Raw genomic sequence first — 22586 nt, forward strand, 5'->3', positions numbered from 1 at the left:
TTTCCCGGGGCTGCGAGATCGACAAGCCCCTGACCGGGTATTCTCCGGACGCGCAGACGGCCACCGCCTGGTTATCGATGCCTGCGAAGACAACGAAGCCCTCGGCGGTGGCCGCTGAACTCGGCGCGGCGACGTCACCGTCTCCCTATCCCGGGTGACGGTGCTCTCGCCGGCCGCGCTCACGGGCGTGGTGCCGACGGGGCCTCGGCCGAGTCTCCCCACCCGACCGCGACCTCGTCGCCGACCGCGACCGCGCCCGGCGAGAGCACCGCGAACTTCGCACCGAAGGCGACGCCGCCCGCGGATGTGCGCCGGTAGCGGGCCAGGGTGGCCAGCGGCTCGGGCCCCGCCTTGGCTCCGGTGGCCTGGTCGACGGTGGTCACCGCGCAACGGATCGCGGGTTTCGCATAGCCCAGTTCCGCGCCGCCGACCGCCAGGATGCGCATGGCGTCTTCTGTGTAGGGCGCCTCGTCACCGCCCAGGATGATGTTGGGCCGGAACCGGTCCGCCGGCACCGGCGTGCGGCCGCGCTCGGCGATGCGCCGGCCGAGGTCGGCCAGTGATGCGCGCGAGACCACCAGTACGGCGCAACTGTCGGCGTAGCCGCTGGTGCCCGGGGTGTGCCCGCTGGTGCGTCGGTCGTGGTCGGGCGGCACGCGCACCAGCCGACTGGGGGCACCCACGACCTCACTGAGCCACCGTGCCGCCTCCTCACCCTGATCGAGACCGGTGTAGGCGGTGCCGAACAGTTCGACACGGCGCCGGTCGCCGTCGGTGCGGACCGCGATCGCCACACTGCCGTGGCCCGGCGCCCGCAGCCGCAGTTTCCGACCCGAATCGGTGATCTCCGGGCGGATCACCGCCAGCCGCGGCGTACCGCGCTGGCTGCGGAACACGCCGTCGGCATCGACGACCATGAAGCTGCGGTCGTAGCAGAGCCCGGCCGGACCGATCCCGGACTCCGTGAGCACGGTGGCCCCGCACCCTTTCACGGGATAGCACAGTAGAGCGTCGACATAGGGCATCGCTGTTACCGTACGCCTCGGCGGATCGCCGACCGAAACGGATCGGGCGGGGTCTCCGCCCGGAAGGCGCCGTGCCCGGCCGCCCCCGTCCGTTCGCCTTCTGCTCGGAACGGGCGCGCACCGCTGCAAGCCCGCTGCCGCGGAGGCTCCCCGCGGCCGGGCCACCTGCTAGCGTCCGGCCTTGTGGAAGAGGGCGTGTACGTAGGCAACGCAGGCAAAGACGCGGCACTGGACAGCGGGTGGATCCTCGGGCATTTCAAGGACGGCGCCGATCCCCGCCACAGTGAGGCGGTGGAGGTCAAGTGGGGTGTCCACCCGCGGGGTGACCGGCGAGCGCAGTGGGTCACGGGTGAGGAGCGGACGGCTCTATTGGTGCTCATCAGCGGTCGCTTCCATGTCGAGTTCCCTGGCCGGGTGGTGGTCCTTGAGCAGCAAGGCGACTACGTCGTCTGGGGCCGCGGGACCGAGCATTCGTGGGTCGCGGAGGAGGAGTCCGTGGTCATGACGGTCCGGTGGCCCTCCGTACCCGGTTACGCGGTGACAGCGGAATCCTGATCCACTCGGGCGCGTGCGGCCTGCGCCGCCCGCTGGGGCGCGCATGCGCGCGCCCGAGTCGCCTCCATGCAGCTCCGGCCGCGGTCGCTACTCCCCTCCCGCGAGCGTCCGCAGCACGGATTCACGCACGGAACCGTCGAGCATGTCCACGTTCGCGCGCAGGCAGCGCACCGACCGCGTCAACCGGCGGGCCTTGTCCTTGGTGTCCCGCAACGCGGCCGCGAAGCGGTGCACGTCGTAGTCGTAGTGTGCGAACAGGTCGTCCTTCAGGCCGTACATGGTCACGGCGAGCGAGAACTGGTCGAGGAAGGCTTCGGCGACGTCGGCCGAAATCTCCTCGATCCCCTGTGCCCGCTCCGGGTTGTAGTCGACCAGCACGAGATTGCGAATGGGCGCCGCCGCGGGCGCGTTCCGCCCGAACAGCAGGTGCGGGCTCGCGAGGTAATCGCCGGATTCCATGTGGGGCGGCAGGTCGTACCGGTCGATCAGGTCGCCGAAGGAGGCGTCGCGGCGGATGCGCAACGATGAGGGGATCCCGTAGGCGTAGCCGTCGCGGACGAGCGCGTGGGTGTTGGTCAAGAAGTCGGCGCCGTGCAGGCAGGCCTGCGTCAGCAGAACGGTCTTTCCGCCGCCGTTGCGGCCCACCACGAGACTCGCACCGCCACCTGGTTGGACGAATGCACCCGCTTTGAGGTGCAGGTACCCGTTGTCGGCTGCGTGCATGGTCAGGATGTGCTTGATGAAGTACGGCCAGACGGTCCGCTCCAGAGCCGTCCCGTACACGTAGAAAGTGCGTCCGCGGGTGATCAAGAGGGCAGGATCGCCGAAATAGTGGACCAGGTAGTATCCAGCGGCAAATCGTTTTGCGCGGAACGTCCGGTCGACGCGGTCCGCGGCCTTCTCCAGGTCGAATTTGTCCCGGTCGACGTCCATGCAGATCACTTCGTAGTCGAATGCACCTTCATCCGGCAGCACATCGGCGAAGTAGTTGAATGCGGGAAACTCCTCCAGGTTGGTGGCGATCCGCACGCGGACCACGTTCAAGTCGATGATGGCCGAGATTCTGACCTGCGTTTCCGGGCACTCGTAGTCCGCGCTTTGCATACCTGTCCCTACGCGATTCTCGTATACGGCAGACCGTCCGGCCAGTCTTCCAGGGGCGCAAAAAGGAAATCCAAATCCTGGACGTACGGGTCTATCCGCATAATGAAGCACTCGGCCCCCAGCAAGGCGCAGGCGACGAGCGCGCCGAACTTCTCGTGCATGGCGCCGGTGGAGTCCCATTCCCCCCGCGTCCAGAGCTCGCGGTAGACGCTCTCCGGATTGCGAGCGTCCACTTCGCGGATGACCTCCCCGTTGGCGTGTCCGCCTCGCAGGATCCCCGGGACATCGGTGAGTACCACGACCCGCGTCGGCCGGGGCACGGCGGCCAGAAGGATCTCCGGAACCCTGTCGCTGGATACGGCCTTGACTTCGCCTTCCTCTGTCAGCAGGCAGTCGCCTGCAAGGACCGGAAGGATGCCGTGTCCCAGAAAGGATTCCAGCACCTGCGACTGAACCCGGAAGCCGTCCCCGGCCGCCAGGCACATGGCAGACAGCTGCAGCGGGAACGCCTCGGCGCCGACCCGGGCCAACGCCTCCACCCACGCCCACTTCACGGTGAACGTCGCGTGCGTGAGCCCGGCGAGGGAAAGCCGGCCGGATGCGGGGCGATCGCGGATGGCCCCGTGGCCGAAGGCACCGCCGCCGGTTATCAGCGCGACCTTTCCAGGGTGGCGGACGGCCAGATCCGCGCATCTCTTGGAGAACGCCTCGACCTTTGCGGTGTCGAGGCTACCGGGAACGTTCTTCGCCGAGAACAGGCTGCCGCCGATCTTCAACGACAGGAAACCAGGAACCACTAACCCACCTTATTCCGTCTTGACCCAGCGGCTCGCCGATGCCCGCTCGAAATCTGAAACGGCGGAGATCGAACGACCGCGCCGCTGCTTCCGGCGACGGATGCGGCCGCCCGAATTCAGCATACCGAGTGCCCAGAATTTCCGATTCGCTGCACCAATCGGACCTCTCGGACCATTCCCCAGCCGACCCGAAGCAGAGTTCGGGACGTGTGGCCGGATCTTACCACGGTCCACAGGCAGCACCGCTGATCCGGAAAACCGCATTACCCGCGGCGGCGACGCGGAGACCGACCCGCAATACCTCCCTCGCTGCCGGCACGGCACAGTGGAGTTCCGGCAGCGAGGGATGCTGACGCTAACGCCGGATTTCCCGGCGGCCCGGCGGACTAGAAGTTGACCGCGAGGAGGCGGGCCCCGCCAGAGCCCTCGGTCGCAGTGAAAGCGTGGCGCACGTAGGGCTCCAGATACAGGCTGGAGCCCGTCGGGAGAACGGTCTCGTTCGGATTCTCCGGATCGCCCCACATCATGTGGACCTCGCCTTCGAGCACGAAGATGAATTCGCTTCCCGCGTGCCCGTCGTTGAACTTCGCCTCCTTCGGGTCGTCCACCAGTACATCCACCACCAACGGCACCATCGACGGCGCGGTGCGCGTCCGCACCAGGCAGTGGTAGACGTAGTAGTCGGTTCCCCCGCGCACACCCTTCAGCACGGACCTCTGGTCCGGGAGCTGATAGAGGGCACCGTTCTCGAGGTCGTTCTCGGCCTCCGGTGCGAGCGCTCCGATGCTCGTTCCGAGAGTCTCGGCGAGCCGACTCATCTCCTGCAGGGTGAGGTTCTCCAGGCCCCGGCCGTTCTCCCAGTCCGCCAGTCGGTCGGTACTGATTTCGAGCAGGTCCGCAAGCGCGGATCGGTCCATCTTGACCTGCTCCCTGCGCTCCTTCAAGTTGAGCGCGAACTCGCGCTCCGCCACTACTTCCGCCATTTCGATCCTTTCAAGTGAAATCCTGCCGGGACCTGCGCAGCCGCGTCTCATGCACACGGCCGGGTGCAATCGGGTCCCATCGGTGTATTCCGTATATTTGCGGGTGTTGGGTGCATGGGTGCCGGTCGGTCTTTGCGCCGCCGGTCGGCGGACGACGGGCCGGCTTCGTCAAGCGGATTGCGTTCGGCTCGCCCGGCTGCCGCGCAAGGCGTCCAGGACGGAGCAGGTGCCCCGGGCGAGGAATTGGAGGGCCGAGCCGCCTCCGGTGGAGGCGGGCCCCGACCACGGGAGTTCGGCGTTGGTGTCGCCCCCGAGCAGGAGTGCGTCGACCGCCGGAGCGGCGAACGCGTCGAGGACGCGGTCGGTCGAGTGTGTGTACCCGCCGCGGTAGTAGGACAGCGGACCGGCGAGCACCGCACGGCCGCCGCGTGATGCCAGCTTGTCCAGCGCGGTCAGCGCCCAGGGACGCCAGGCGAAATCGACGATGGCGTAGCCGGCGGGCACCCCGTCCCGCACCCGCACCCTCTTGGGCGGGCCGTTGCACTGCGGAGTACGCGCCACGTCCACTTCCTCGGGGATGTGGACCCGGTCGCGGCCGCGGCCGCGCAGGAACCGCGAGGCCGCCTGTGCCGCCCGGTCGGGCTCGGTTCCCAGAGTGGAGCCGCCGATGTCGTATCCCATGCCTGCCAGCAGCGCGTTCAGCACGGCTCCGCCCGGGAGGACGAGGTCGTAGGAGCCGGCTAATTCGGCCAGGCCTATCTCGATCTTCTCCGGCTTGCGGCCGCCGACGGCGGCGATGGAGAAGCGCTCGGTGTCGGCGCCCGCCCAAGGCGCGAGCCGGGCGAGTTCGGCGGCGACGCCGTCGGTCAGGTACCCGGGGCGCCAAGCCAGCAGCCCGGCGTTCGAGGCATGGGACCGGTGGGCCTTGCTGAAGCCGCCCACGGCCACCGCGTCGCCCAGAAGGGCCAGATGTTGCGCGAACCCGGGGTCGTTGGCCTGTTCGCCGGGGTGGAACCGGGTGTTGCCGAACAGGACGATCTCCCCGTCCGCCATCTCGCGAGCCCGGTTCACCGCGGCGGGCGACGCCACCTCGGGGAAGTAGTCGACGCGGCGGTCCAAGCGCCGCGACAGGTAGTCGGCGACGTAGTGCAGGTGCTGTGCGCTGCCGTCGCCGTGGTTCCCCTGGTGGGAGAGGAGGGCCACCCGGCAGCCGTGGTCCGCGAGCCGCGCCAGGTCGCCGCACTCGGCGTCCGCACGCGCCGTGCCGACCAGATCCGGACGGATGTTGAACCCCGCGGAGTGGATCCAGCGCTGCCCGGGCCCCAAAGCGGCCTCACTCAGCAGCGGGACGCGAGCGCCCCAAGGCTGTTCGCCGTCCCTTCGTCCGGGCGGCGGCTCAGAAGCCATGGCTGCGCAGCCCTTCCCGCTCGTCGAGGCCGAGCATGAGGTTCATGTTCTGAATGGCCGAGCCGGCCGCCCCTTTCACGAGGTTGTCGGTGACCGCGACCGCCTTCGCGAACCCCCGCTCGGGGTCGACGTCGAGCCCGATGTGGCAGAAGTTCGACCCCACCACTCCCCGCAACCGCGGATAGAGGTCGTACTCCTTCTCGTTCTTCGCTCCCGTCTTGGGATGGTCCAGCAAACGCACGAAGTACTCGCCGTCGGATCCGCGCCCGTAGCGCTTGCGATAGAGCTCCAGCAGGTCGTCGCGAGTGCAGGTCGTCGCCCGGTCGCTTCGGAGGGTGGCGGTGGCCTGGATGTGGATTCCCCGCGCGAACGCGCCGTGCGCCGTGTTGAGCGCGATCTTGACCGGTCCCCCGGCCGGACCGGCCAACCGGTCCTCCAATTCGGGACCGTGCCGATGGCCTTCGAGGCTGTAGGCGAGCACGTCTCGGTCCGCGTCGGCGTGCATCACCTCGCGGCGGGGAGAGTTGCCCGCCCCGGAGGTGCCGTTGAGGGCGTGGATGTGTATCGGCTCGCGCCGGGCGAGGAGGCCGCTCTCAACGAGCGGAGTGAGCGCGAGGAGCGCAGTGATGGCATAGCAGCCCGGATTCGCGACCAACCGGGCCCTGCGGACGCTGTCCCGGTACAGTTCGGTCGCTCCGTAGACGGCTTCTTCGAGCAGCTGCGCCGACTCGTGCCGACGGCCGTAGACCCGCTGGTAGTCGCCGGCGTCGCGGAAGCGGAAGTCCGCGCTGAGGTCGATGACCTTCGCTCCGTTCTCCAGGAACCGCGGCGCGAGTCGCGCCGCCTCGCCAGAGGGGGTGCACAGGAAGACCACGTCCCACTCGCCGGCGCGGTTCTGCGCCTCTTCCACGGGGATGCAGCGGATCCCCGTACCGAGCAGGTTGGGGTGCATCCGCTCCAGGTCGACGTTCTCGCGGGACGTCGGAACGATCCGTCCGACCCGGGGGTGCGCCGCGAGCAGGCGGCACATCTCCACACCCGCGTATCCGGTCCCGCCGATCACCGCGGCGGCGATATCGGAGCCGCTCACCGGGTGGTCTCCTGACGGACGGCGCCGCACCTACGAACTGGCATCGAGCATCACCTTTCCGGTGGTCCGGTCGGAGGCCAGCAGCTCCATGCCGCGCTGCGCCTCGGAGAGCGGGAGGATGTGGGTCACGATGGGTGCCGGGTCGAGGCTGCCCGCGGCGATACCGGCGATGACGGCTTCGAAGTCGGCCGGGGTGGCCAGGGCCGATCCAGCGAGCGAGATCTCGCGCGCCACCAGGTCGTTGGCATCGAGGACGGCCGGCCCGGCGAAGTAGCTGACCACCACCGCGGTTCCGCCCCGGGCCGTGCTCCCCACTGCGTCGGCCACCGCACGCTCGTACCCCGCTGCGACGATGGCGGCGTCCGCGGGGCCGCCGAGGCGCGCGTCCACCGCGGCGGCGAGCGGTTCGGACTCGGCGTCGATGTAGTAGTCCGCTCCCAGTCCCGTTGCCAGGGCCGCCTTACCCGGCCCCCGGTCGACGCACGCGATCTCCTCGATGCCGCGCCCGCGCGCGGCGAGGACACAGCCCAGGCCGATCGTGCCGCTGCCGACCACAAGAAGGCTCCGTGGCCGCCGGGTCGGCAGCAGCGATACGGCGTGGACGGCCGTCGCGAGCGGCTCGACGAGCGCGCCCACGGCCGGGGCGGTGCCGGGGGGCAGCACGAAGGCCATGTTCTGCTCCAGGACCGCGTACTCCCCGAATGTCCCCGGCCAACCGCGATCGCCGATGTTGCGCCTGCCGGTGCAGCGGTTGACGGTCCCCTCGAGGCAGTAGCCGCACTTCCCGCAATGCGAGTACGCCGCGGAGCACACCAGGTCGCCCACCGCGAATCCGGACACCTCGGTCCCGACCTGCACCACCGTTCCGCACATCTCGTGGCCGGGCACCATGGGAGGCCGCTTGTAGGGGTGGCTTCCGTTGAACGCGGCCAGATCTGAGCCGCAGATCCCGGTCGCCGCCACGCGTACCAGGAGCTGCCCGCCCTCGGGAGCGGGCACGGCGATCTCCTCTTCGCGCAGCAGTCCGGTCCTGCGCAGCACCATGGCCTTCATCCGCGCGGTCACCGCGTACGCCCGTCGGCGCCGGAATGCACTGCCAGCGGCGGTGCCGGCGCGGACCCGTCCGGGTCGGCGCCGCCGGGTCCCGCCTCGCCGTGCTCGACCGCGGCGGCCAGGTAGCGCGTGACATCGGCGACCACGTCCTCGTAGGGACGGTCCGCATCGATGACGGTCCATCCGCGCTGAGCGGCCCACCGGTCCAGCAGGTTCTGGATCCGCCGCTGGTGGGCCAGGAAGCTCTCCTCGGCGCAGGAGGGGTCCATACCGCACTCGTAGGGCACGATGTCCCCGGTCTTGCGCGCCCATGCGACCTCCGGAGACACCCGGAGGTAGAGGGTGACCGAAGCCTGCGGCAGCCGGTCGACGACGCCCTCGACCCAGCCCTGGTCGAGGCCGTAGGCGACCTCGCTGGCGGCGTGCTTCATCCAGTAGCCGTCGACGAGCAGGGCGCCGGTGCGTGCGTCCCCCTCCCACGCTTCCAGGGCCATGTCGATCAGCCACATCAGGAACAGCAGTCTGGCGGTGGGTGGCATGTCCGCCACCCGGTGGCGGATATAGGTGACGTCGGACGCCAGGAAGCCGGCCGCCGGATAGTGGGGGTTGTCCACGACGTCCCACCGATCGACGTGGTGCACGGCGCAGCCCGAGCCGGCGAGGAACTCGGCTACCGCCCGGGTGACGGTGGATTTTCCGGCGCCGTCTGTTCCGGCTACGGCCACTAGCACGAATTCCCGTCCTCTCCTCGGATCCCGTTGAGCTCGGCCACCGGCCGGGGGCGCGCCGGCTGATGCGTTCCTCCCGGTCCGCCGCCGATCCTGACGACCAGGCCGCCGGTGTCGGCATCGACGGCGGCCCGCACCTGCCGCAGATCCCGGACGCTCGCGGTCACCCGCGGATCCTCGGTCGCCTGCCCCACCGCGACACAGGCCATGCCGCCTCTGCGTGCCGCCTCCCACCCGCTCGGCGCGTCCTCGACCACCACGCAGTCCCAGGCTTCGACGCCCAGGCGTGCCGCGGCGATCCGGTACCCCTGGGCGTCGGGCTTGCCGCGCTCGACGGAGTCGGCCGTGACCAGGTTCGAGGGTTCGGGAAGGCCCGCTGCGGCGAGCCGTGCGCGAGCGATCCGGCTGCTTCCCGAAGTGACGATCGCCCATCTGTCCTGCGGCAGCGCGGCGATCAGCGCCGCGGCTCCGGGCACCGGCCGCAGCGAGGGCATCTCGCGCTCGTCGTGCTCTTGGATCCGCAGCGCCTCGCGCTGCGGATCCAGGTGCGGAGCGACCGAGGCGATGAGGTCCACGTCGCGCTTGCCGTGGGACAGCCGCACCACGGTGTCGGGATCGAGTCCGCGCTCCGCCGCCCATGCGCTCATCGCCCGGATGATGGCGGCCAGCGAGTCGACGAGGACCCCGTCCAGGTCGAAGAGGAGGGCGCCGCAGGCCAGCACGGTCTCGTGGTCGGTTCCGTCTACCGGAACGTGCTGCTTCATGGTGCCGCCTCCCCGTTCCGTGCCGGGTCCATGAACGTATGGGCCAGCGAGCGGCAGGTCTCGGCCGCGTCGTCTTGGCCTTCGGCGGCCATGGTCTCGGCCTGCTTCAGGTGGAACCGGCGTAGCAGCTCCGGCACCTCTTCGGCGCCGATCCGACCGCGGGCCACGGACAACGCAGCGGCGCGGACGAACCCGTCCAGGTCGAGCTGGAGCATGCGCCAGTAGAAGGACTCGCCCATGCGCGCCCGACTCGCGGACCCCTCGGTGTCGCGCGCGACGCGGTAGCGGGCCACGACATCCTTCAGGAAGCCCAGTTCACCGCCTCCGGCCAGCATCCGCAGCCACGCGTGGGTGTCCTCGCTGGCGTGCCCGCTGGGAAACGGATGAGCGACCGCGACCGTTGTCCGAACGGCGACCGTGCTGGTCAGAGTCGTGTATCCGGTCGCGGTCGCGATCGGGATCCACGCGTCGGGCCCCTCGACGGGTCCCGCCGCGTGGGAGTCGACGATCTCCGCGACCGAGGGGGTGATGTCCCCGTACGGCACGGGTTCGCCGTTCTCGTCGACCACCTCGAACGCGGAGTAGACCATGTCGGTGGCCGGGCGGGTGTCGAAATGGCGGCGGGTCGCGCGCAGTCGGTCGGGGTCGGCCAGGTCGTCGGCGTCCTGGAACAGGATGAAGGGGGCTCCGCGTGCGGCCGCCCACTCCGTTCCGGTGTTGCGGCAGGCCCCCGGTCCCCGGTTGCCGGCGTGCCGCACCGCGTGCACCTTTCCGCCGGCCTGCTCGCGGACGGCCGCGAGCACCGGAGCGGTCTCCATCGGGGAGGCGTCGTCGACCACGATCGCCTCCCACTCCGGATCCGACTGCATGACCAGGCTCTCGACCGTCTGTTCGAGGAACCGGCACTGCCGCGGGTGGTCGGCGAAGAAGGGGATGACGAACACCGGGTGCGGCCGGGCGTGCTCAGCCATTGACCGCCTCCCCGCTCGCGCCCGACCGGCTTGCTCCGGCGTCCTGGCGGACATGTGCGGCGGGCGCGGAGAAACGGGGCTGAAGCTCCCGCCAGAACGCCTGGAACCAGCACAGAATGTCGCGCATGACGTGGTGGTTCTGCTGCGGTCTGAGTGCTCCAAGCTGGAAGAACATGACTCCTTCGCTCGGCGGCCCGATCAGTGTCAGCCTCGTCTCGACCGATCCGTCCGCACGGTAGGGGTGGAAGTCGGGCGTGAGGTCGAGGCCTCCGGGTTCGAACGCGGAGCCGTCGCGGGCGGGATTTCGCCACTTGCGCACCAGGCCGCGGCGGAGCATGTTCGGATACAGCGGACGCCGATCGGTTTCGGGGTCGAAGGGGTGCACCTTCCCGTCGACGAGTACGTCGATCCGGTGCGCCGCTCCGGTCTGGGGCCCGACGACGGTCAGTCCCTCGGCGGTCTTCTCCACGCGCGCGCCGGGTCCGGTGCTGACGTCGACGACGCCCGCTTCGACGAGGGCCAGGATCTTCTCCATCACCTCCAGTGCCGCGCCGTTGGCAAGACGGTTGTGGTACCGCATATAGGTCCCCAGGAACTCCCGGTGGGACTCGGCCGTCAGGCCGCCGAAGTCGACCGCGTCCGCCAGCACCGGGCGCAGGTCGCGCCACACTCCGTCGGCGGCCGCCTTCGCCGGATTCAGCACGTTGCCCTGCTCCGCCCAGAGGTGGTCGCGCCGCATGAATGCGACCACGGCGGCGGCGTACCCGTCCGGGGAGGTACGTTCGCGCGGCGGGATCGGGGTGATCGTGTCCGTCCACGAGAATCGGTGGTCCGCGGGATCGACGGACTGGCCCCAGGGGCCGCTCCCCGCAGCGAACGGGTCGGCGGTGGGGCGGCCTGCGGAGACGTCGGCGATCCACCGGTCCGCCGCCTCGGAGCCGAGCACGACGGTGAGGAACCGCCCGGCGGCGTTGACGGCCGCCCGTCCGTGGCGCTGTAGTGCGTCGGGCCCGCGGTCGCGCAGCAGCGACTCGAGTTTCGGTCGGAAGCCGTCGAACACGGCGTTCATCGACTCCGCCAGGCATCGGGGGGAGGCGTCGGGGCGGACGGCGCCACCGCTGGCGACGAACTCCTCGAACACCGGCGCGACGGGGACGCAGGCGGCATCGGCCCACGCGGCTCCCAGCAAAGTCGCGTAGTGAAGATAGGCCATCTCCAGCAGCAGGACGGGGAACACCTGGGTCTCGAAGTCAAGCTGGTGCCGCATGCCCTGGCGGCCGACCGCCACGACGCAGCCGCCGTTCCTCCGCAGCCGCTCGATGGTCTCTTCGACGAGGAAGACGCCGCGGTGCTCCAGCCGAGCGGGGTCCCGCTCCTTGGCGTTGTAAGGCCGGGCGAACGTGAACAGCCCCGAGCCGCTGAAGGCCACGATGCGCCGGGGTTCCCGGCCCGAGGGCCGGTAGTCCAATCCGCCCGTGCTGCGGCGGTCGAAGGCCCCGCCGCGCCCTTCCGTGAGGTGGAGGATGACATCGATGGCTGTCAGGCCCATACCGCCGCAACCGGTGACACTGCCGGGCGGCACGACCGATTCGGGGAGTTCCCGCTCCAGCGGGTAGGCCGTGGGCACATAGGTGGAGCCGCTTTCACGGGCGTAATCCAGCAGCGCCCGCGTATCGGCGAAGCGGCTCGGGTCGTTGGCGGAGTGGCCGGTGACCAGGAGCACGCGGTCCGCGTGGTAGCGCTCCCCCGATGCGGTGACCAGGCGCAGTGAGCCGCCGGTGTCGTCGAGGTCGGTCACTTCGTCGTGGTGCAGGTGGAGTCGCACGCCCGGAGCGTTGCCGACGATGCGCGTGAACTCCTGGAACGCCTCCTGCAGCGCCAATCCGTGCATGAACCGCTTCGGCCAGTCCTCGGGTTCGAGGGAGAACCGTTCGTCGCCGGTTTCTTCGAACCGCCGCCGGCACCAGCCGTGGAGTGTGTATCTCAGCCGCTCGTCGAGAAGCGGTCCCGCCTCCTGCACACTCTCGTCGGCGGCGAACGAGACCTGCCCGGCGATCCGGTTGAGGTAGCTGGTCTCCGGCTGGTCGGGGCTGTGGACCTCCCCCGCCCCGAAGAAGCCCGAGCTGTCGAAGACGCGCACCTCGAGCGACGGTGTCCAGTCGGCCGCCGACAAATGTGCGGCGAGGCGATCCATGACGTAGGTACAGCTCGGTCCCGCTCCGATGATCGCTAACCGCATTGGGGCCACGCGGATCCATCCTTCCTGGGGTCGTGTGGGGGCTCTCGGCGACCGCCTGTTCCCGGGGCGCGCCCTGGGCCTGCCGGCCGCCCCGTGAGTGCACCGCATGGAGGGTCCTGGGAGCGGCGGTCCACTCCCGTCGGCGGGTATCGGCCGCCGACCGGGATCACCGAGCTCCCTCCCCGAGAACCCGGTCGAGCGCCGACAAGAACTCATCGATGTCGGTTTCGTCGAGCCGGCCCATCGTGGCGACGCGGAATACGTCGGGAAGCCGGTCCTGGCACGCGTAGATCACGAAACCCTCGGCTTTGAGCGCGTCGTGAAGCGACGTGTAGGTGAACCCGTCGGGCACGTGGACGTTGGTGACTGCGCGGCACATGTGCTCCTCAGGCAGCAGGAAGCGCAGGCCCCGCTCCCTCAGCCCCGTCCGCAGCGCTTCCGCCAGACGCCCGTAGCGCTTCGCGCGGCCGGCCGTGCCTTCGGCGAGCGCCAGGTCCAGCGCACGGTCGAAGGCGTAGAGGATCTGCACGGCCGGAGTGAACAGGGGCGCGTTCGCCTTGTCCTGCGCTGCGTAGTGCCCGTACAGGTCCAGATACAGCGTTGCCGGGGAGCGGTCGGCCAGCCTTTCGAATGCGGCGTGCGAAGCGCAGACGAAACTCATGCCGGGAAAACCCTCCAGGCACTTGTTGGCCGTGCCTACGCACCAGTCGACCCCGTGCGATTCCAGGCCGAATTCCTCGGCACCCAGGCTGCTGATGGCGTCGACCGCAAGTTCGCATCCGTGGCGCTCGGCGATCTCACCGACCTCGCGCAGCGGGTTCAGCATTCCGGTGCTGGTCTCGTGGTGGACCATGCCCACATGGGTGAATCCGGGATTCCCCGCCAGGACCTCGTCGATCCGCGCAAGATCGAAGGGAACGGTCCAGCCGAACTCCAGACGCTCGTGGCGGACGCCGTGGACGTCGACGATCCGTTGGAGGCGCTGTCCGTAGTTTCCGTTGTCGAGAATGAGTATCTTGCCCTCGGGCGGGACGATCGACGCGAAGGCCGCTTCCAGCGCCGCGGTTCCGGATCCGGTCAGCAGGACGCTCGTGTGCCGCTCGGTTCCTTCGCACAACCGTGTCACCTTCGCGCGGACCGCGTTCATCAGTGCGGCGGCCTCGTCCTCCCGATGGCACACATCGGGATAGCTCAGAGCGGCCCGCACGCGCTCATCGGTCATGACGGGTCCCGGATTGAGCAGCGTCAAGCGGGGCGGTGGCAGGCTGGGGCCACTGGAATCCGCCATCTCCCATCCTTCCGGACTCGGCGGAGTCACTGGATCGCTTCCGCGAAGCTCGCCCGGCCGGTACCGGGGGACTCCGCTCCGCGGAGTTCCATCACCTTCTTGTTGAACCAGGACTCGGTGATCTCGATTTCTGCAGTCCGGGTCAGTTCGAACACCTCGTGGACACTGCTGATCTCGGGTTCGATCGGGAGGCTGGTGCCGTTCTTCTGGATCGAATTCAGCGCTTCGTCCATCGCGTGAATCGATGCCCTCAACGTCTGGTTCGCGTAGATCACGCCGCTGATTCCGGCGTTCTTGAGCTCGTCGATGGTGATGTCCGGGTAGGTCGTCGGAACGACGAGGACCGGGACCCGTCCCCCGCGCGATCGCCACAGCTCGGCGAACTCCGTGACCTGGTCCGCCGTCTTGGCCTTGGAGTGGACGAGAATCGCGTCCGCGCCGGCAGCTGTGTAGCGGCAGGCACGGTCGAAGGCGTCGTCGACTCCCACGCCGGCGATCAGGGACTCCAGCCGCGCGATCACCGTGAAATCCGGGTCCTCCGAGGCCTCTTTGACCATCGCGATCCGAGCGGCGAACTCGTAGCGATCGGCAAGCCGGTGCCCGTCCCGGAAGCTGTTGCGCTTGGGGTACTCCTTGTCCTCGATACACACCGCGGAGATACCTGCGGCCTCGTATTCGCGCACCATACGGCGGGCGTTGTTGATGTCGCCGAACCCGGTGTCGCAATCGCTGATGACCGGAAGCCCGCAAGTCCGGTTCACCACGGAGGCCGACTGCAGCATTTCGGTCATCGTAAGAATGCTGGCGTCCGGCACACCCCAGGCCGTCGAAATGCCGAGCCCGGATGCCCACAACGCGTCGAATCCGCGCCGCTCCGCCAGCAACCCGCCGATGGAGTCGTTCACCCCGACGATCCGCGTGACCTCGTCACTGTTCAGCAGCTCGCGAAATACCGAATTTTTATTAGGCAACCTTCACCCTCCTGTCAACCGAGCTCGTCCTCAGGTTGCTTCCAGCGCAGGTGCCGCGGCCTTTTAGGCGCACACCCCGCGCGATCCGGCCGCCCTCCGGCGGATCAAAAGGACCCCCTGCGCCGCACCGCCGCCACTCTCCACACTCCTTCACCAGCACGTTTCTCCCGATGCCGGGACCCTGCAGCCTTACGCCGGCGGCAACGTTCTCCAAGATTCCTGGGAGCGCTCCCAGGACGTGCGCAGAAGCCAGACTCAGGCACGCTCAAGCCAATGTCAAGCACTCGCCATCCGATTGGAGTTAGCCGGAAGTTCGCACGCCAGACACTTCCCCAGGGAAGCATTCGTCCTGGTCGTCGCGAGATACGGGCCCCCGACTCCGAAATCCGGCGATCTTGCCGGCGATCTCCCGGCTTCGCACTCCCGGAAGATCAATATCTTCCTGAACACCACATACAGCAGAGAACGAAAAACATCCCACCCCTGCCGCCCCGCTCCACTCCGAGCACGGTGGCCGCATCCGGACATTGCCAACTTCATTTTTCCGTTGTTACTGTCGCCGACGGCTTCCCGCATTCGCCTGCGCACCTCCCCTGCCGCTGCCTGGATTTCACGGAGACTTCCAGACGAAACGGGCCTGGAAAATCCTGACAACTCGGAGAGGAATCGACGTGGCGCATCCACTAGAGGCCGCCGGCAGCGGTGACACGGCCGGCGCGGAATCCGGCCTCCGGGCGGGGCCGGGCCGACCGCGGAGGGCGCGCGTGGTCGTGGCCGATCCACTGGATCCGGCGGCCCTGGCTGAACTGAGCCGCACCTACGACCTCGTCGATCGCCCCGGGTGCTCTCAGCCGGAATTGCAGACCCTGGTCCAGGAGGCCGAGGTGCTCGTGGTCCGCAGCGGCGTGCAGGTCACCGCCGAGATCATCGCGGCCGCGCCGCGGTTGCGCGTGCTCGCCCGGGCGGGATCGGGGCTGGACAACATCGATCTCGCCGCCGCGGCCGATGCCGGGGTAACCGTCTTCAACGTGCCCGGCGCTTCGGCGGGCGCGGTCGCCGAACTCGGGCTGGGGATGCTCATGGGTCTCATGCGCCAGATCCCCTCGGCCGACCGCGGGATGCGCTCCGGCCGGTGGCAGAAAAGGGCGCTGACGGGCAGGGAGGTCGCGGGCTCCGCGATCGGCGTCGTCGGCCTCGGACGGATCGGTATGCGGTTCGCCGAACTCGCGCTCCGCTTGGACGCACGCGTGCGCGCCACGGTGCGCCGGTCCGCGCCCGAACGCGCACGGGAGCTGGGTGAGCAGGGAATCGACCTGGTCTCCCTCGAGGAGCTGCTGGCGGAGTCGGACGCGGTCTGCCTCGCCGTGCCCCTGACCGCGGAGACCCGGGAACTGGTCGGCGGAGCGGAGCTCAGGCTCATGGGCGGATCCGCCTACCTCGTCAACGTCTCCCGGGGTGGTGTCGTGGACGAGCGCGCCCTGTTCGACGCGCTCGCGGCGGGGACCATCGCCGGTGCCGCCCTCGATGTGCACCAGCGGGAGGGCGGGACGACCCCCCTTGCCCAGCTGGAGAACGTGGTCCTGACTCCGCATATCGGGGCGATGACGCATGAGGCCCAGCAGCGCATCGGCAGAACCGTCGTCGACTTCATCGGCCGCGCGCTCGACGGTCGGCCGATACCCACGCGCCTGTGCTGAAGCACCGTTGGTCAGCGGCGCCGCGCCCCGGAGGCGGTGCGCGGCGTGTCCGCATCCGGCCGTTAGGAGAGTTCATGGACTTCGACTTCCACATACCGACTCGGATTCACTTCGGCAGCGGACGCCTCGCCGAAATAGGCGGACTCGCTTCGCGGCTGGGCCGAAAGGCCCTCGTCGTCAGCGGGCGTACCGCGATGCGGCGTGCGGGGGTGCTCGATCGGATCGCCGCGTCCCTCTCTGCGGCCGGAGTCGAGTCGGTGTTCTACGGAGAGGTCTCCCCGGATCCGCTCGCCGAGGAAGCGGACGCTGCGGCGGCACAGGCGCGTGATGAGGGATGCGACGTCGTCATCGGCGTGGGCGGTGGGAGCGCCATCGACGGCGCGAAGGCCGCAGCCGTGGGCGTGGTCGCCGGACCCGTCGGTCCGCTGGTCGGTACCGGGGTGCCGGACACACTGCGCGCCCTGCCGCTGATCGCGGTGCCCACCACCGCCGGCAGCGGTTCGGAGGTCACCAAGGGCGCGATCCTCACCGACGCGTCCCGCGACTTCAAATCGGGGATCCGCGGGCACGCGCTCTTCCCGGCGGACGCCCTCATCGATCCAGAGCTCACCGCCACCCTGCCGACCGAGGTCGCGGTGGAGACGGGGTTCGACACGTTCTGCCACGCGGTGGAGGGGTACCTCGCGTGCGGTACCGGACCCGTCAACGCGCCGCTGGCGCGGGAGGCCGTCGGAATCGTCGCGGAGTCGCTGCCCGCCATCGCCGCAGGCGCGAGCACACCGGCGCTTCGGGAGCGCATGGCGTATGCGGCTCTCCTGGGCGGGATCAACGTCGCGACCGCGAGCACCTGCTTGCCGCACCGCCTTCAGCAGGCCATGCCCCGGCTCCACGGCCGCCGGCTCTCGCACGGGCGCGGGCTGGCCGTGCTGTATCCCGCGTGGCTGCGTCTGATCGAACCGCATCGAAAGACGCGGTTGCGCGAACTCGCCGAGTGCATCGGCGCCACCGACTTCCGGTCGGGAGTGCTGGACCTGCTCGACCGGACCGGTTTGCGGAGCAGTCTGGCCGACTGGGGGTTCGCTCCGGACGACCTCGCCGCCTGCGAAGCGCGGGTCAGCGGAAACGTCGCCAACGATCCGACCCCCGACACGGGAGAAGCCGAGGTCCGCGCGATCTACGCGGGGTCTCTGTGATCGGCCCCGCGATCCGCACTGCCGCGGTCCGCACTCCGCGGTCGCCCCGCCGGCGCGCACTGCTCGCGACCGCGGGCCCCGACACGTTCGGGGGACCCGGCTCAGGGCCAGGCCGGCAGGCCGGGCAGGCCCGTGTCGGTGCTGCGCCCCAGCAGCCATGCGAGGCACTCGGACTCGGTCAGCCGTGCGGGAACGGTGACACCGGGGGCGCGGTCGGGCAACCGCTCGAGCTCTCGGGGCAGCAGGAACTCGACGAAGTCCACCGGCCAGTCCTGCGGCGTGTATCCGATGCGCAGATCGACACGGTGGATCTGCGCTTCGCGCCAGCGCGACACGAGCGCCTGGTGTGCCGGCTTCTCGCCCGCGCGGAACCGCAGGGGCCGATTCCACTCCGCCGGCGGTGTCGCCTCCATCGCGGAGACCAGCCGCTCCGCGGACGAGCGCAGGTCCGCGATCAGCGCGCCGGCGGAACGGCCCGCCCCGGCTTCGATCTCGGCCGACCGCTGCTCGGGTCCCCCCGGGTACTGCTCCACCAGGACGCCGGCGGCAGCCTGTTCGAGCATCCGCGACAGAGCGTCGGCGTGGCGGGCCAGGTGGGACAGCACGTGTCCGCGGCTCCAGCCCGGAAGCAGCGATGGGGCGCGTGCCGCCTCGTCGTCCGCCACCCTCTCCGCCGCGTGCTCGACAAGCGCGTTTTCGCAGTCGCGGACGCGGACGAGCCACGCACCGATCGATTCGGCGTCCGGAGTCCCGATCATCACCCGACCATCCCTTCCGCCGGCGGATCCGGGGCCTACGGCGGCCCCAACGCCGACCGGAGCCCGCCCCTGCGCCGGCCGATCACCCTAGCAGCCCGGCGAATTCCGTCACTCGGCCGTTCCACCGCCCGCGGAGCACGCGTTCTGAACGGCCACATCGGCACGGCGACGATCCGAGGAGAACCATGACAGAGCAGACGAGCGCAATGGCGGCGACCTCCTCCGACCGTGTCCGGCGGCTGCGGGAGGGGCTTGTCTGGGCCGCGGGCCGCCCCGGCGCGGCCCCCGACCTCCACGAGGCCGAACTCCCCCCTTTCCTGGAAGCGTTGGACGCGCATCGCCTGGACGGGCGGTTCCTGCGCAGGTGCGCAGCCGAACCCGACGCGTTTCCCGCCGAATTCACGGCGGCCGTCGCCGAACGGTTCGCCGGCGTCCAAGCCGGGGTCCGCAGTCAGTCGGAGGTGGCGGCTTCCGTCTCCGCCCGTCTCAGCCGTGACACCGGGCACCCTCCGATCGTGCTCAAGGGCAGCACGCTGTGGCAGATCACCGGGGATCCGTACACGATGCGGCGCAGCGGCGACATCGACTTCGTCGGCGCGGACCCGGAGGCGACCGTCGAAGCCGTCACGGCCGAGGACTACCGCCGGCATGGGCCGGTCGACATCCTCGACGAATACGCGGAACTGCGCTCCGAGGCCGGGCGGATCATCGAAGTCCACTCCTACTACGAGATCCCGCGGCTTCCCGCCGAGAGGGACCGGCGCCGGTACTCCCCCGCCGCGAACCCCGGTGGGTGGAGGCAGGAGCTCCGCCTCAGCGGACACCGGTGGGAGTATGCCCACCTGGACCGCCACCGGGCGCGCACCGCCGACCCGCCCGCATTGGTGCTCCGCCCAGAAGCCGCGATCTTCGTCAACGCGGCGCACATGTTCGGCGACTACGTCAGAACGCCGTTCGTGTGGCCCAAGGGGACGATCAAGCTGGACGAAGTGGCGACCGTCTGCGACCTGGCCGACCATTCCGCATTCGACCGCGGTCTCTTCCTGCGCCTCCTGCACGAGCTCGACGGACACGACGTCATCGCCTTCGTGCGCGCCCTCGCCCTCGACCTCCTGGGCCGGGATCCGCTGCCGGGACTGCCCGACACCGGATCGGACTGGCGGCTCCGCGAGCGCGCGTTCCCCGTGGACCTGTGGTGGGACGGCGTCGACGGCTACCTCGTCGACCTGGGGTGGCACCCGGAGCAACTGCTGATCCGCGACGAGCAGGTCTCCGCTGAAACCGTCCTGTACGGGCTCCACGTCAACGCCCTCGACGCCACCGCCCCCGACCGGGAGCTGCGGTTCTCCGCTTTGGACGGATCGGCCGCCGCGGTCGAGCATGCGGTGTTCCGCACGGAGAAGGGCGCAGCGTTCAGCGTCGCCGGCACCGTCGTCAGACACCCCTGGGGTCTGAGCATCGAGGTGGCGCTCCCTCCCGCTCCCACGGGCTGCATGAGCGCGATCTCCCTCAACTTCGGCGACTACCGCTACGAGGGCTTCTACACCCCCGAGGACGACGACTACCGCTGGGACGACTACTCGCTGTTCAACCCGGACGCCAACGGGGCCGACTCCGGTGCCTTCCGACGGGCCGGGCGCGACACGTTCTCGTTCACTCTGCCCTGGGACGCGCTCGGCGTGTCGAAGGACGCCGCCGCGGCCGCGCTCCCCTTGTTGCTGGGTGTCCGCCACCAGCGATTGCGCTGGGGGCCCATGCGGGCGGGCGCCGTCATACCGCTGCGCATAAGCGTCTAGGGCCGTCGTGGCCCGCCTCGTCTCAATGATCTTCGCAGAAAGGGAGCACAGGTGACGTCGTCTGCGCAGCGCGCTGTACCCCGCCGGCCCACCCCTCAGCCGCCGACGCCCTTCCTGATACTCAAGATCGGCGGAAGCCTCGTCTCGGACAAGGCCGCATCGGACAACATCGACCACGCCGCCGTGGCCGCGTACGCCCGGCAGGTCGCCGATCTGGCACGGAGCCGTCCCGGTCGGATGGCGCTGGTGGTGGGCGGCGGATCGATCGGCCACGGCGCGGTCCGGGAGCTGGATCCATGTGACCCCTTCGCAGCCCTCGTCCTGACCCGGGCCACCTTCGACGTCAAGTGGATCTGGACGCGGGAACTGCGCCGGCTCGGTATCCGCGCACTTCCGCTCCAACTCGCCGCCGCCTGTGTCCTGAGCCGCGGCCGCCCGGTCTTCGCCGACACGGCCGTCACCCGGCTCCTGGAGGTCGGCGGGCTGCCCGTGCTGTCGGGCGACAGCCTCCTCGACGACAGCGGCCGGCTCCAGGTCTTCGGCAGCGACTGGGTAACCGGGGTGATGCTCCAGCACAGCGCCGGCCCCCTCCGGATCGCGGCACTGACCGACGTGCCCGGGGTGCTGCGAGGCGGCCCGAGCGGGGCGGAGACCATCGCGGACCTCTCCCCCGACGACCTCGGCATCGCTCGGCGGCACCTGTGGGACAGCGGGGCGTGGGAGACCAGCGGCGCGATGGGAGGCAAGCTCGACGCGCTGGCGACGTGGGCGCGCCAGGGGGCGGAATGCTTCATCCTCCGCGGCGATCCCGACGCCGGCGACCTGGATTTTCTGTTCCGCCCCCGGGACGAGTGGCCCGCCGGCCTGCCCCACACGCGGATCGCCCCCGCTCAGGCGGCGGACCCGGCCGCCGCTCCGCAGGAGATCCGATGAGCCTGCTGGACCGCGCTCGCCGCCTTGCCCTGCCCTCCGCCGCGATCACCGCGGGAATCGTGGTCAACGCGACCTTCACCGGAATGATGGGCGTCCTGCTGCCCTTGCTGCTCGCCCAACGCGGCGTCGAAAAGGAGAACATCGCCCTCTTCTTCGTCGTCAACGCGCTGACAGCGGCCTGCCTGAACCTCGTGGTCGGCCGATGGCTGCGGAAGGCGGACGCGCCGCGGCAGGGCATCGCTGCGAGCTCGCTACTGGCGGCAGCGGGACTGGCGGTGCTGGCCGCTCCCCTGCCGGAGTGGACGATCTATCCCGCGGGCATGGCGGTGATGTGTATGAGCCTGGTCTTCCCGCAATACGTCGCTATCGCCGACAGCGCAAAGACCGGCTCCTCCGCCCGGACCATGGGCACGGTGCGCACGCTGTTCGTGTCGGGCTACGTGCTCGGGCTCGGGGTCTACTCCGCGGCCGCGCTGCTGGCCGAGGTCGAGCCCACCCTCCGACCGGTCCACACGGCGATGGCGATCGCGGCGCTCAACGCGCTGCTGTGCCTCGTTCCGCACAGGAAGCCGCCGGTTCCGGAGCCCGCACAGGCGGACGGGGAATCGGGCGGGCACAGCAGTCGCCCCAATCCGCTCCGGGTCATCGCCGTGGCGATCGCGGTCGTGCTGATGCTGCGCGCCGCGGACAGCCTGCGCCAGGTCTACCTGCCGCTGTACGCGCTCGCCACCGACGTGCCAGAACCGGCTATATCCGCCCTTTTCGCCGTGACGACGATCGTGGAACTCGTCGTGCTGGTGCCTCTCGGGATCATCAGTGAGCGATTCGGCAGCGTCCGCACACTGATCGCCGTATGCGCGTTCGGTGCGGTGTCGTTCACGGCCGTGGTCCTGTTCGGCGGCCTTCCCGCGCTGTTCGGGTCGCAGGTCGTGTACGCCGTGTTCACAGCGGGCTTCCAGAGCATCGCCGTCGTACTCCTCGGGGACGTGCTGCGTTCGGGCATCAGCGGCGGCGCGGGTGTCTACACGGCGGTCGTCCAAGCCGGGTCGATGATCGGATTCGTCGCGCCGCTCATGGTGCCCGGATACCAGGCCGAGGTGTTCTGGATCGGAGTCGCGCTCTGCGTCGCTCCGGCCGTACTGCTGGCCCTCCTCCCCCGGCTCGGCTTCACCGGCCCAGCAAAGGCGGAGGAGGCCCGGGTTCCGGGCTCAGGCCGCGCGCAATAACGCACAGA

20 protein-coding genes are annotated in these 22586 nt (G+C 69.8%); 6 read left to right on the forward strand and 14 right to left on the reverse strand.

Translation table 11 applies throughout. From position 1 onward, the window contains the following. Window positions 1–179 precede the first annotated feature (179 nt). On the reverse strand, window positions 180–1025 hold the full coding sequence (locus tag FZ103_RS18755) for an MOSC domain-containing protein (RefSeq protein WP_156002859.1): 846 nt from the start codon (window positions 1023–1025) through the stop codon (window positions 180–182). A 195-nt stretch (window positions 1026–1220) separates the two neighbouring features. Here FZ103_RS18755 and FZ103_RS18760 point away from each other — a divergent pair, with 195 nt between their 5' ends. Further along, window positions 1221–1580, forward strand: coding sequence for a signal peptidase I (locus FZ103_RS18760; RefSeq protein WP_343233598.1), 360 nt, complete (start codon window positions 1221–1223; stop codon window positions 1578–1580). An 87-nt stretch (window positions 1581–1667) separates the two neighbouring features. On the opposite strand, the gene FZ103_RS18765 is transcribed toward FZ103_RS18760, so the two are convergent. The 12 genes from FZ103_RS18765 to FZ103_RS18820 all read right to left on the reverse strand — a co-directional run bounded on the left by FZ103_RS18765 (window position 1668) and on the right by FZ103_RS18820 (window position 14975). Continuing rightward, window positions 1668–2684 carry a FomB family phosphonate monophosphate kinase gene (locus FZ103_RS18765; RefSeq protein ID WP_156002861.1) on the reverse strand — a complete coding sequence of 339 codons (1017 nt, stop codon included), beginning with the start codon at window positions 2682–2684 and terminating at the stop codon, window positions 1668–1670. 8 nt (window positions 2685–2692) lie between these two features. After that, on the reverse strand, window positions 2693–3481 hold the full coding sequence (locus tag FZ103_RS18770; RefSeq protein ID WP_156002862.1) for a hypothetical protein: 789 nt from the start codon (window positions 3479–3481) through the stop codon (window positions 2693–2695). A 386-nt stretch (window positions 3482–3867) separates the two neighbouring features. Next, on the reverse strand, window positions 3868–4464 hold the full coding sequence (locus FZ103_RS18775; RefSeq protein ID WP_156002863.1) for a helix-turn-helix domain-containing protein: 597 nt from the start codon (window positions 4462–4464) through the stop codon (window positions 3868–3870). A 168-nt stretch (window positions 4465–4632) separates the two neighbouring features. After that, window positions 4633–5871: a phosphoglycerate kinase gene (gene pgk, locus FZ103_RS18780; protein WP_156002864.1), complete on the reverse strand. Its 1239-nt coding sequence runs from the start codon at window positions 5869–5871 to the stop codon at window positions 4633–4635. Further along, window positions 5861–6961 (reverse strand): N-acetyl-gamma-glutamyl-phosphate reductase, encoded by a 1101-nt coding sequence (gene argC, locus FZ103_RS18785; RefSeq protein ID WP_186356505.1) that lies wholly within the window; start codon window positions 6959–6961, stop codon window positions 5861–5863. The genes pgk and argC overlap by 11 nt, the downstream gene beginning before the upstream one ends. A 30-nt stretch (window positions 6962–6991) precedes the next feature. Continuing rightward, window positions 6992–8026, reverse strand: coding sequence for an alcohol dehydrogenase catalytic domain-containing protein (locus FZ103_RS18790; RefSeq protein WP_186356506.1), 1035 nt, complete (start codon window positions 8024–8026; stop codon window positions 6992–6994). Beyond that, a complete protein-coding gene (locus tag FZ103_RS18795; RefSeq protein WP_186356507.1) occupies window positions 8023–8745 on the reverse strand; it encodes a thymidylate kinase in 723 nt (240 codons plus the stop codon). The genes FZ103_RS18790 and FZ103_RS18795 overlap by 4 nt, the downstream gene beginning before the upstream one ends. Continuing rightward, window positions 8739–9506: an HAD-IA family hydrolase gene (locus FZ103_RS18800; RefSeq protein ID WP_156002866.1), complete on the reverse strand. Its 768-nt coding sequence runs from the start codon at window positions 9504–9506 to the stop codon at window positions 8739–8741. The genes FZ103_RS18795 and FZ103_RS18800 overlap by 7 nt, the downstream gene beginning before the upstream one ends. Further along, window positions 9503–10477 carry a glycosyltransferase family A protein gene (locus tag FZ103_RS18805; protein WP_186356508.1) on the reverse strand — a complete coding sequence of 325 codons (975 nt, stop codon included), beginning with the start codon at window positions 10475–10477 and terminating at the stop codon, window positions 9503–9505. Before FZ103_RS18805 ends, FZ103_RS18800 begins: the two co-directional genes overlap by 4 nt. Then, the gene (locus FZ103_RS18810; RefSeq protein WP_343233599.1) at window positions 10470–12932 is read right to left on the reverse strand and encodes an FAD/NAD(P)-binding protein; all 2463 of its coding nucleotides are present in this window, start codon (window positions 12930–12932) and stop codon (window positions 10470–10472) included. Before FZ103_RS18810 ends, FZ103_RS18805 begins: the two co-directional genes overlap by 8 nt. Further along, the gene (locus FZ103_RS18815) at window positions 12883–14004 is read right to left on the reverse strand and encodes an alanine--glyoxylate aminotransferase family protein (RefSeq protein WP_156002868.1); all 1122 of its coding nucleotides are present in this window, start codon (window positions 14002–14004) and stop codon (window positions 12883–12885) included. Before FZ103_RS18815 ends, FZ103_RS18810 begins: the two co-directional genes overlap by 50 nt. 26 nt (window positions 14005–14030) lie before the next feature. Next, window positions 14031–14975, reverse strand: a complete 945-nt coding sequence (locus FZ103_RS18820) for an isocitrate lyase/phosphoenolpyruvate mutase family protein (protein ID WP_156002869.1) — start codon at window positions 14973–14975, stop codon at window positions 14031–14033. A 770-nt stretch (window positions 14976–15745) separates the two neighbouring features. On the opposite strand from FZ103_RS18820, the gene FZ103_RS18825 reads away from it, so the two are divergent. Continuing rightward, the gene (locus FZ103_RS18825; RefSeq protein WP_186356509.1) at window positions 15746–16672 is read left to right on the forward strand and encodes an NAD(P)-dependent oxidoreductase; all 927 of its coding nucleotides are present in this window, start codon (window positions 15746–15748) and stop codon (window positions 16670–16672) included. A 74-nt stretch (window positions 16673–16746) separates the two neighbouring features. Continuing rightward, on the forward strand, window positions 16747–17865 hold the full coding sequence (locus FZ103_RS18830; RefSeq protein WP_156002870.1) for an iron-containing alcohol dehydrogenase: 1119 nt from the start codon (window positions 16747–16749) through the stop codon (window positions 17863–17865). Window positions 17866–17966: 101 nt separating this feature from the next. Here the strand turns inward: FZ103_RS18830 and FZ103_RS18835 are convergent, their stop codons facing one another. Beyond that, entirely contained in the window at window positions 17967–18623 is a 657-nt protein-coding gene (locus FZ103_RS18835) for a maleylpyruvate isomerase family mycothiol-dependent enzyme (protein WP_156002871.1), read from the reverse strand. Between the two features lie 185 nt (window positions 18624–18808). Here FZ103_RS18835 and FZ103_RS18840 point away from each other — a divergent pair, with 185 nt between their 5' ends. Genes FZ103_RS18840 through FZ103_RS18850 form a run of 3 tightly spaced genes read left to right on the forward strand, consistent with a single transcriptional unit; the run spans window position 18809 to window position 22578 of the window. After that, window positions 18809–20419 (forward strand): nucleotidyltransferase family protein, encoded by a 1611-nt coding sequence (locus FZ103_RS18840; protein WP_186356510.1) that lies wholly within the window; start codon window positions 18809–18811, stop codon window positions 20417–20419. Between the two features lie 51 nt (window positions 20420–20470). After that, entirely contained in the window at window positions 20471–21352 is an 882-nt protein-coding gene (locus tag FZ103_RS18845; RefSeq protein WP_156002873.1) for a hypothetical protein, read from the forward strand. Continuing rightward, window positions 21349–22578 carry an MFS transporter gene (locus FZ103_RS18850; RefSeq protein WP_186356511.1) on the forward strand — a complete coding sequence of 410 codons (1230 nt, stop codon included), beginning with the start codon at window positions 21349–21351 and terminating at the stop codon, window positions 22576–22578. The genes FZ103_RS18845 and FZ103_RS18850 overlap by 4 nt, the downstream gene beginning before the upstream one ends. Window positions 22579–22586 lie beyond the last annotated feature (8 nt).

It is taken from the genome of Streptomonospora sp. PA3, assembly GCF_009728995.1.
Taxonomy (GTDB): domain Bacteria; phylum Actinomycetota; class Actinomycetes; order Streptosporangiales; family Streptosporangiaceae; genus Streptomonospora.

Coding starts and splice junctions, on each gene's coding strand:
- FZ103_RS18755 (WP_156002859.1), bottom strand. CDS start 1,025: ATGCCCTATGTCGACGCTCTACTGTGCTATCCCGTGAAAGGGTGCGGG.
- FZ103_RS18765 (WP_156002861.1), bottom strand. CDS start 2,684: ATGCAAAGCGCGGACTACGAGTGCCCGGAAACGCAGGTCAGAATCTCG.
- FZ103_RS18775 (WP_156002863.1), bottom strand. CDS start 4,464: ATGGCGGAAGTAGTGGCGGAGCGCGAGTTCGCGCTCAACTTGAAGGAG.
- pgk (WP_156002864.1), bottom strand. CDS start 5,871: ATGGCTTCTGAGCCGCCGCCCGGACGAAGGGACGGCGAACAGCCTTGG.
- FZ103_RS18800 (WP_156002866.1), bottom strand. CDS start 9,506: ATGAAGCAGCACGTTCCGGTAGACGGAACCGACCACGAGACCGTGCTG.
- FZ103_RS18805 (WP_186356508.1), bottom strand. CDS start 10,477: ATGGCTGAGCACGCCCGGCCGCACCCGGTGTTCGTCATCCCCTTCTTC.
- FZ103_RS18810 (WP_343233599.1), bottom strand. CDS start 12,932: ATGAGTTCTTGTCGGCGCTCGACCGGGTTCTCGGGGAGGGAGCTCGGT.
- FZ103_RS18815 (WP_156002868.1), bottom strand. CDS start 14,004: ATGGCGGATTCCAGTGGCCCCAGCCTGCCACCGCCCCGCTTGACGCTG.
- FZ103_RS18830 (WP_156002870.1), top strand. CDS start 16,747: ATGGACTTCGACTTCCACATACCGACTCGGATTCACTTCGGCAGCGGA.
- FZ103_RS18835 (WP_156002871.1), bottom strand. CDS start 18,623: ATGATCGGGACTCCGGACGCCGAATCGATCGGTGCGTGGCTCGTCCGC.
- FZ103_RS18840 (WP_186356510.1), top strand. CDS start 18,809: ATGACAGAGCAGACGAGCGCAATGGCGGCGACCTCCTCCGACCGTGTC.
- FZ103_RS18850 (WP_186356511.1), top strand. CDS start 21,349: ATGAGCCTGCTGGACCGCGCTCGCCGCCTTGCCCTGCCCTCCGCCGCG.